Genomic DNA, 9504 nt, shown 5'->3' on the forward strand with positions numbered 1-9504 from the left:
GGACGCCGCCCACAACCCGGCCGGTGCCCGGGCCGCGGCCGAGGCGATCGGGGAGGCGTTCCAGTTCAGCCGTCTCATCGGCGTGGTCGGCGCGAGCGGCGACAAGAACGTCCGGGGGCTGCTGGAGGCCTTCGAGCCGGTGTTCGCCGAGGTCGTGGTCACGCAGAACTCCAGCCACCGCGCGATGGACGCCGACGAGCTCGCCGGTATCGCCGTGGAGGTGTTCGGCGAGGAGCGCGTCCAGGTCGAGCCGCGGCTGCCCGACGCCCTGGAGTCCGCTATCACGCTGGCCGAGGAGGAGGGCGAGTTCGCCGGCGGCGGTGTGCTCGTCACCGGTTCCGTCATCACCGTCGGCGAGGCCCGACTGCTCCTGGGGAGAGGCTGAGTCCCGTGCGCACGCTCTGTTCTTCGACCCTGATCGGCGAGTTCTTCGTCATCGGGTTCGCCGGTCTGGTCGCCATGAAGGACCCCGGCCTGTCCATGACGACCGTGTGGACGGTCAGCGGCATCGCGATGTTCCTGTGCCTGGTGCTGTGCGGCCTGGTGACGCGCCCGGGCGGGGTGGCCCTCGGCTGGGCGCTGCAGATCGCGCTCATCGCGTCCGGGCTCATCGTGCCGACCATGTACTTCCTGGGGGCGATCTTCGCGGCCCTGTGGTGGGCGTCGGTGCACTACGGCCGGAAGGTGGACGAGGCGAAGGCGAGATTCGCGGCCCAGGCGAGTTCCTCCACACCTGACGCTGCGTGACAGTCGCCCCGACACGCCGGGTAATCTCGTCCCACCGCTAAACCTTTACGCATTAGGAGCCCGTAGTGAGCCAGCGCACCCTCGTCCTCCTCAAGCCCGACGCGGTCCGTCGAGGCCTGACCGGCGAGATCATCAGCCGCATCGAGCGCAAGGCGGGCTGGACGATCACCGCGCTGGAGCTGCGCACCCTGGACCAGGACACGCTGGAGCAGCACTACGGCGAGCACAAGGGCAAGCCCTTCTATGAGCCGCTGGTGGACTTCATGGCCTCCGGTCCGGTCGTGGCGCTGATCGTCGAGGGTGAGCGGGTCATCGACGGTGTGCGCGCGCTCGCCGGCCCGACCGACCCGATCGCCGCGGCGCCCGGCTCCATCCGTGGCGACTACGGCGTCATCGTCCGGGAGAACCTGATCCACGCCTCCGACTCCGAGGAGTCCGCCGAGCGCGAGGTGAAGATTTTCTTCCCCGGCCGGGCGTAGCGTCCGCACCTCACCAGCACATACGGCAGGCCCGGGGGCCGGGGCCCCGGGCTTTGCGGCATATGCGTGGCGATCGAGGGAACGATGGTCCCCGAACGCCCGTCTCCAGAAGCGAATGCGGACGGCATCTGCTGACAATGGCGGAGACCCTCCCGCAGTGTTCGCGAAGGCGCGTCTACGATGGAAGCCTTCACGTCACAGCACCCACCTTTGCCTACCTGAAAAGCCCTCAAAAGCCAGTGGGAAGGCCAGACGAATCCTGATGGGGAACTCAATGTCGTTCATCGGCCGTGACATGGCTGTCGACCTCGGGACCGCCAACACGCTGGTGTACGTCAGGGGTCGCGGGATCGTACTCAACGAGCCGTCCGTCGTCGCGATCAACACCAACACCGGTGGCATCCTCGCGGTCGGCGCCGAAGCGAAGAAGATGATCGGGCGCACGCCCGGCAACATCGTTGCCGTTCGTCCGCTGAAGGACGGCGTGATCGCCGACTTCGAGATCACCGAGCGGATGCTCCGCTACTTCATCCTGAAGATCCACAAGCGGCGGTATCTGGCTCGTCCGCGGGTCGTTGTCTGTGTGCCCTCGGGCATCACGGGCGTCGAGCGCCGCGCCGTCATCGAGGCGTCGTCCCAGGCCGGCGCCCGTCAGGTGCACATCATCGAGGAGCCCATGGCCGCGGCCATCGGCTCCGGCCTGCCGGTCCACGAGGCCACGGGCAACATGGTGGTCGACATCGGCGGCGGCACCACGGAGGTCGCGGTCATCTCCCTCGGCGGCATCGTCACCGCCCAGTCCATCCGTGTCGCGGGCGACGAACTGGACAACGCGATCATCCAGCACATCAAGAAGGAGTACTCCCTCCTGCTGGGTGAGCGCACGGCCGAGCAGATCAAGATCACGATCGGTTCGGCGTACGACCTCGACTCCGACGAGCACACCGAAATCCGCGGCCGGGACCTTGTCTCAGGGCTGCCGAAGACCGTCGTCATCTCCGCCGCCGAAGTCCGCAAGGCGATCGAGGAGCCGGTCAACGCGATCGTCGACGCCGTCAAGACGACCCTCGACAAGTGTCCGCCGGAGCTGTCCGGCGACATCATGGACCGAGGAATCGTTCTGACCGGCGGCGGAGCGCTGCTGCGGGGTCTCGACGAGCGGCTGCGCCGGGAGACCGGCATGCCGATCCACATCGCCGAGGACCCGCTGGACAGCGTGGCGCTCGGATCCGGAAAGTGCGTCGAGGAGTTCGAGGCGCTCCAGCAGGTTCTGGACGCCCAGCCGCGCAGATGACATAACTCTTCGATTCCGCCGTACGGGACGATCTCCTCTCGTACGGCGGATCGTTGATATAGAGGCATAAGCTCCCACAAAGCAGCCCCTCGGGTTTCCCTGGGGCTTCCCGAATTCCTATGAGGAAGGGCACGGCCGCCGCACGTGAGGGACACACGAGAGAGCCGGCTGCTCCTGGTGCTGCTGATCGCCGTCGCGTTCGCGTTGATCACGGTGGACATCCGCGGTGGGGAGGACTCGCCCGTCGACGGTGCCCGGCAGGGCGCGGCGACGGTCTTCGGCCCGATCGAGAGCGGCGTCTCGGCCGCGGTCGGCCCGGTCGGCAACGCGGTCTCCGCCATCCGCGACTCCGGTGAACGGCACGACCGGCTCGCCGCGCTGGAGAAGGAGAACGCGGCCCTGAAGGCGCGTCTCGGCAGCGACGACCGCAGCCGCAGCCGCCTCAAGCAGCTCGACAAGATGTTGAAGATCGCCGGCCAGGGCCAGTACGGCATCAAGGGCGCCGAGGTCATCGCCATCGGAGCCGCGCAGGGCTTCTCCTGGACCATCACCGTCGACGTCGGCGCCAACGACGGCATCAAGCGCGACATGACCGTCCTGAACGGGGAGGGGCTCGTCGGCCGGGTCACCACCGTCGGCCCCAACACCGCCACGGTCCTGCTCGCCAGCGACCCCGACTTCACGGTCGGCACCCGGATGGAGTCCGGCGACGAGCTCGGCTTCGCCTCCGGGCAGGGCGACCGCCCGCTGCGCGTCGAACTCCTCAACGGCAAGGCGGAGGTGAAGAAGGGCGACCGCCTGGTCACCTTCGGCTCGCAGGCCGACCGGCCGTTCGTGCCCGGCGTGCCCGTCGGCGTGGTCTCCCGCGTCGACCCCTCCGGAGGCGGCCTGACCCGCACGCTCTACGTCACGCCGTACGTCGGCTTCACCAAGCTCGACATCGTCGGAGTCGTCGTCGAGGCCCCGAAGAAGAACCCGCGCGACACGGTCCTCCCGCCCAAGCCCAAGCCGACCCCCAGGCCGACGGTGACGGTGACCGTGACGCCGTCGGCCGAGGCACCCGTGGACGGCCAGAACCAGCAAGAGCAGTAGGAGCTGTCACCTCATGCGCGTCAACCGGATCCTGCTCTCCTCCGCCCTGGTCGTCGCCGCCCTGGTGATCCAGGTGAGCGTCCTCGCCCGCCTCCATCTGCCGGGTGCCGTGCCCGACCTGCTGCTGCTCACCGTGCTCGGCCTCGCGCTGGTGTACGGGCATGTGGGCGGCGCCCTCGTCGGGTTCGGCGCGGGCCTGCTCGCCGACCTGGCCCCGCCCGCCGACCACGCCGCCGGGCGCTACGCCCTGGTGCTGTGCCTCATCGGCTACCTCGCCGGCCTGGTGAAACCCGAGACGGGGCAGCTGAAGTCCGCGACCGGCCCCATGGTCGTGGTGGTCGCCGCCGCGGCCGGCTCCACCCTGCTGTACGCCGGGGTCGGCGCCCTCGTCGGCGACACCGCCGCCCGCCACGTCGGCCTCGGCAGCCTGCTGTTCACGGCCGCCCTGTACGACCTGCTGCTCGCCCCGTTCGTCGTGCCGGGGATCATGGCCCTGGCCCGCCGCGCCGAGAACGATCCGCTCGCCGAGTCGACCTCGGCCGCCGCGAAGGCCGCGGACATCTCCTCCGGCTGGCTCTCCGGCGGCACCGGACTGAAGATCGGCAGCCAGCGCAACGGGCTGCGGGTGAAGGCGGCCCGGGCGCGGATGGCACGCGCCGGGCGCATCAAGGGGGTCAAGCGGCTGTGACCGCAGGGAAGTTCACCCGAACGGGTCGGTCCAGTAGGAACGCCGGCTCGTGGGCCCGTCGTTCATCACTCGTATCCGCACATCCGTGCCCGGACGCACCGTCGCACCCGCACACCCGTACGCGCACCGAGAGGGGGAGGCAGCCGCAGTGACCAACATTCCCGAGACCGGCAGGAACTCACGGGTCCAGATCCGGCTCGTCGTCATCCAGGTCCTCGTCCTCTCCCTCCTGCTCACCCTCGGCGGACGCCTGTGGTACCTCCAGATCCGTGAGGGCGCCGCCTACGCCAAGGAGGCCTCGGGCAACCACGTCCAGCAGGTCGTCCAGCCGGCCGTCCGCGGCTCGATCCTGGACGCGCGGGGCGTGGCGATCGCGGACAACGAGACGCGGCTGGTGGTCTCCGCCTCCCGCACCGACCTGCTGAAGATGAAGGACGACGGCGAGGAAGTCCTCACCAAGCTCGCCGGGGTCCTGGGTATGACGCCCAAGGAAGTCCAGATGAAGGTCCGGCTGTGCGACGCCAAGACCCCGCAGCCCTGCTGGAACGGCTCGCCGTACCAGCCCATCCCCATCACCGACGAGGCCACCGCCAAGCAGGCCCTGCAGATCCGTGAGCGCGCCGAGGACTTCCCCGGCATCACCGCCGAGCCGGAGGCCGTGCGCCGCTACCCGAGCCCGGGCAAGGCCAACACCGCCCAGGTCCTCGGCTACCTCTCGCCGGTCACCGACGAGGAGATCAAGAAGGCGCAGAACACCAACTCGCCGTATCTGCGCTCCGACCAGGTCGGCCGCTCGGGCCTGGAGCGCCAGTACGACAAGGCGCTGCGCGGGAAGGCCGGCGTCACCCGCTACGAGGTCGACAACCTCGGCCGGGTCATCGGTCAGGCCGAGGCCGACCCGGCCCACCCCGGCGACAACCTCGTCACCAGCATCGACTCCCGGGTCCAGCGCATCGCCGAGTACCAGCTGAACGAGGCGATGAAGGAAGCCCGCAGGCAGCACGACCGCAACACCGGCACCAACTACAAGGCCGACTCGGGCGCCGTTGTGGTGATGGAGGCCAAGACCGGCCGCGTCGTCGCCATGGCCTCGAACCCCACCTACGACCCGAACGCCTGGGTGGGCGGCATCTCCGCCAAGGACTACACACGCCTCACCGGCAAGAGCTCGAACTACCCGCTGCTCAACCGCGCCATCCAGGGCCAGTCGGCCCCCGGCTCCATCTTCAAGGTCATCCCGACGGCCGCCGCGGTCAACGCCGGGTACTCCTTCGACGGCCCCTACGACTGCTCCAGCTCGTACTCGATCGGCGGCCAGGTCTTCAAGAACTTCGAGTCCCAGAGCCACGGCCCGATCAGCCTCGGCCGCGCCCTCGAGGTCTCCTGTGACACGGTCTTCTACCGCCTCTCCCATGAGGAGTGGAAGCGCGACGGCGGCACCAAGCCGAAGAAGAACGCCAACGACTGGTTCTACAAGACCGCGCACCAGTTCGGCCTCGGCAAGGAGACCGGCATCGATCTCCCCAACGAGGTCACCGGCCGCGTCCCCGACCGCCGGTGGAAGCTGAACTACTGGAAGGCCAACAAGGACGCCTGGTGCCGCACCGGCAAGCGCAACGGCAGCTACGCCGAGAAGATCGCCTACGAGAACTGCCTCGAGGGCAACCGCATGCGTGCCGGTGACTCCGTCAACTACTCCATCGGCCAGGGCGACACGCTCGTCACGCCCATCCAGATGGCCACCATCTACTCGGCCATCTCCAACGGCGGCACCCTCTACAACCCCTCCGTCGGCAAGGCCGTCATCAGCGCCGACGGCAAGACGGTCACGCCGATCAAACCCGAGTCGCACGGCAAGCTGCCCATGACGCAGAAGACGCGCGACGAGATGGACGAAGCCCTCGCGGGAGTCGCCACCCGCGGTACGGCCGCCTGGAGGTTCGGCGGCTGGCCGCAGGACAAGATCCCGATGCACGCCAAGACGGGTACGGCGGAGGTCTACGGCAAGCAGACGACCTCCTGGTTCGCCACGTACACCAAGGACTACTCGATCGTCATGACGATCTCCCAGGGTGGTACGGGTTCCGGCGCATCGGGCCCCGCCGTCCGCAACATCTACAACGCGCTGTACGGCGTCTCCGAGGACGGCGACATCGACACGAAGAAGGCACTGCTGCCCACCCCGCAGAAGGCCCTGCCGAAGGTCAAGACGGACGGCACCATCGCCTCCCCGAAGGTCCCGAAGGACCCGGCCAAGGACCAGAAGGCCGACAAGCAGGACCCGAACGCCCCGGCCGACCCGCTCCAGCCGGCGACGACGGCCCCGCCGACGCCGGAGAACCGTGACACCCGAAGGCGGCGGCGCCGCCGGGGAAGCCGGAGGTGCCCGGCATGACCGGCGGAGTGAACAGCTTCCAGGTCTCCGGCTACGGGCCCGAGCGCTCCGGCTGGACGCGGCTGCTGGCCCGTGACTCGGTGGCGCGGCGGCTCGACTGGCCCATCCTGCTGTCGGCGTTGGCCCTGTCGCTGCTCGGCACGCTCCTGGTCTACTCGGCGACCCGCAACCGCACGGAGCTCAACCAGGGCGACCCGTACTACTTCCTCGTCCGGCACCTGCTGAACACCGGCATCGGCCTCGCCCTGATGGCCGCTACGATCTGGCTCGGCCACCGCACCCTGCGCACGGCCGTCCCGGTCCTGTACGGCTTCTCGCTGCTGCTGATCCTGCTGGTGCTCACCCCGCTGGGCTCCACCATCAACGGCGCCCACTCCTGGATCAAGCTGCCCGGCGGCTTCTCGCTCCAGCCCTCGGAGTTCGTGAAGATCACGATCATCCTGGGCATGGCGATGCTGCTGGCGGCCCGGGTCGACGCGGGTGACAAGCAGTACCCCGACCACCGCACGGTCGTGCAGGCGCTCGGCCTGGCCACCGTGCCGATGCTGATCGTGATGCTGATGCCCGACCTCGGGTCGGTCATGGTGATGGTCATCATCGTGCTCGGCGTGCTGCTGGCCTCCGGGGCGTCCAACCGGTGGGTGTTCGGCCTGCTCGGTGCGGGCACCCTGGGCGCGGTCACCGTCTGGCAGATCGGGATCCTCGACGAGTACCAGATCAACCGCTTCGCCGCCTTCGCCAACCCCGAGCTCGACCCGGCCGGCGTCGGCTACAACACCAACCAGGCCCGTATCGCCATCGGTTCGGGCGGCCTGACCGGCTCCGGCCTCTTCCACGGCTCGCAGACCACCGGCCAGTTCGTCCCCGAGCAGCAGACGGACTTCGTCTTCACCGTGGCGGGGGAGGAGCTGGGCTTCCTCGGCGGCGGGCTGATCATCGTGCTCCTCGGCATCGTCCTGTGGCGGGCCTGCCGGATCGCCCGGGAGACCTCGGACCTGTACGGCACGATCGTGGCCGCGGGCATCGTCGCCTGGTTCGCCTTCCAGACGTTCGAGAACGTCGGCATGACCCTCGGCATCATGCCCGTCACGGGCCTGCCGCTGCCGTTTGTGTCCTACGGAGGATCGTCGATGTTCGCCGTGTGGATAGCGGTGGGGTTGCTGCAGTCGATCCGGGTGCAGCGGCCGATGTCGGCCTAGCGGCCCGAACGGGGGGAGCGGAATGTCCGGGACGTATGTCGCCCAGTGCCCGGTGACCGAGGAACTGGTGAGCCATCTCCTCGCACTGGCGGAGCTGGACCTGACCGACGCCGACGCCATCGAGGCGCGGATGCGCGAGGCCGCCTGGCACGACTGGGCGCAGGCGGTGCGGGGACCGGCGTACGAGGACACCCCCGATGTCCCCGACGCCACCCACATCACCCCGCAGGGCCACTTCGTCACGTGCGACGGTGACGGCTCGCTCCACCTGCCGTTCGCCTACCTCTACTCCGTGGACGGCGCTCTGCTCGACGAGGACTGCTGGGGTGCGATGCCCGGCTGGACCAGTACGGAGGGCGCCTGGCGGCCGGAGTTCGACGCCCACTTCGCCGCCGTGGTGGAGCGCTTCACCGAGCGGCTGGGACTGCCGAACCACGACATCCGACAGCCCAGGTACGACACCCGGTACGTCGGCTGGCGCCTGGAGCACAACGTCCTGATCGTCGGACAGGGCCCGGAGCCGCTGTCGTACCACCAGTTCGAGGACGCCCATGTGTACCTCGTGTCCCGGACGGTGAAGGACGCGCCGTTCCCGGACGGCGAGGAGATGCGGGCCCTGCTGACGACCTGAACGGGTCGCCTCTCCCGGGGGCCGCCCACCACTGCTGTCCCGGCCGATCAGCCACTAGATTTGGTTCATGGCGGAGACGAAACGCGAGATCGAGCGCAAGTACGAATCCGACGAGAGCGGGCTGCCCGACCTGACCGGAGCCGGCGGGGTCGCCGCCGTGGTCGACAAGGGCGTGGCCCACCTCGACGCCACCTACTACGACACCGGAGACGAGCGCCTCGCCGCGTCCTCGGTCACCCTGCGCCGCCGCACCGGCGGTTTCGACGCGGGCTGGCACCTGAAGTTCCCGATCGCGCCGGACGTCCGCGACGAGATCCAGGCCCCGCTCTCCGACACCCTCCCCGACGAGCTCGCCGCGCTGGTCCGCTCCCGCGTCCGCGACAGCGAGCTGCTCCCGGTGGTCCGGCTGCGCTCCGCCCGCGCCGTGCGCCACCTGCTCGACGCCGACGGCCGGCTGCTCGCCGAGGTGAGCGTGGACACCGTGCACGCCGAGCGGCTCACGGGACGCGGCGGCGAAGCACAGTGGACCGAGGTCGAGGTGGAGCTCGCCGACGGGCGAGACCCTGCCCTGCTCGACAAGGTGGAGAAGCGGCTGCGCAAGGCGGGTGTACGGCCGTCGGCGTCGTCCTCGAAGCTGGCCCGCGCCCTGGAGGAGACGGCACCGGGGAAGCGGCGCAAGTCCGCGCACGTCCGGCGGTCGGTGACCGCCGGAGACCATGTGCTGGCCTATGTGCGCACCCAGCGGGACGCGATCGTCGAGCTCGACCCCGCCGTCCGCCGGGACGCCGAGGATTCCGTGCACAGCATGCGCGTGGCCACCCGCCGGATGCGCAGCACCTTCAAGTCGTTCGGCGCGATCCTCGACCGGGCCGTCACCGACCCCGTCGCCGTGCCCGAGCGGCTGGCGAAGGCGCTGGCACCGTCCACGCTGGCGTATCTGAGGGTCGTCGGACCCGTCGTACGGATCTTCGACAGCGCG

General features: G+C 69.5%; 10 protein-coding genes. All 10 read left to right on the forward strand.

Annotated elements, in window-relative coordinates; translation table 11 throughout:
- Window positions 1-385: cyanophycin synthetase (locus ABZ281_RS23355; RefSeq protein WP_356658307.1), on the forward strand; the 385-nt coding region annotated here is incomplete at its 5' end.
- A 5-nt stretch (window positions 386-390) separates the two neighbouring features.
- Window positions 391-747 (forward strand): DUF4233 domain-containing protein, encoded by a 357-nt coding sequence (locus ABZ281_RS23360; protein ID WP_356658309.1) that lies wholly within the window; start codon window positions 391-393, stop codon window positions 745-747.
- 65 nt (window positions 748-812) lie between these two features.
- On the forward strand, window positions 813-1226 hold the full coding sequence (gene ndk / locus ABZ281_RS23365) for a nucleoside-diphosphate kinase (protein ID WP_356658311.1): 414 nt from the start codon (window positions 813-815) through the stop codon (window positions 1224-1226).
- A gap of 274 nt (window positions 1227-1500) precedes the next feature.
- Complete coding sequence (locus ABZ281_RS23370) at window positions 1501-2520, forward strand: rod shape-determining protein (protein ID WP_004001297.1); 1020 nt, start codon at window positions 1501-1503, stop codon at window positions 2518-2520.
- Window positions 2521-2664: 144 nt separating this feature from the next.
- Complete coding sequence (gene mreC / locus ABZ281_RS23375; RefSeq protein WP_356658313.1) at window positions 2665-3612, forward strand: rod shape-determining protein MreC; 948 nt, start codon at window positions 2665-2667, stop codon at window positions 3610-3612.
- 13 nt (window positions 3613-3625) lie between these two features.
- The gene (gene mreD, locus ABZ281_RS23380) at window positions 3626-4300 is read left to right on the forward strand and encodes a rod shape-determining protein MreD (RefSeq protein WP_356658315.1); all 675 of its coding nucleotides are present in this window, start codon (window positions 3626-3628) and stop codon (window positions 4298-4300) included.
- A 148-nt stretch (window positions 4301-4448) separates the two neighbouring features.
- A complete protein-coding gene (gene mrdA, locus ABZ281_RS23385) occupies window positions 4449-6695 on the forward strand; it encodes a penicillin-binding protein 2 (RefSeq protein WP_356658317.1) in 2247 nt (748 codons plus the stop codon).
- Window positions 6692-7894, forward strand: coding sequence for a rod shape-determining protein RodA (gene rodA, locus ABZ281_RS23390; protein WP_356658319.1), 1203 nt, complete (start codon window positions 6692-6694; stop codon window positions 7892-7894). Before mrdA ends, rodA begins: the two co-directional genes overlap by 4 nt.
- Window positions 7895-7916: 22 nt before the next feature.
- On the forward strand, window positions 7917-8525 hold the full coding sequence (locus tag ABZ281_RS23395) for a hypothetical protein (protein ID WP_356658321.1): 609 nt from the start codon (window positions 7917-7919) through the stop codon (window positions 8523-8525).
- A gap of 67 nt (window positions 8526-8592) precedes the next feature.
- Window positions 8593-9504, forward strand: a 912-nt coding sequence (locus ABZ281_RS23400) for a CYTH domain-containing protein (protein ID WP_356658323.1), incomplete at its 3' end; no start/stop codon positions are given.

It is taken from the genome of Streptomyces sp. NPDC006265 (assembly GCF_040613555.1).
Lineage (GTDB): Bacteria > Actinomycetota > Actinomycetes > Streptomycetales > Streptomycetaceae > Streptomyces.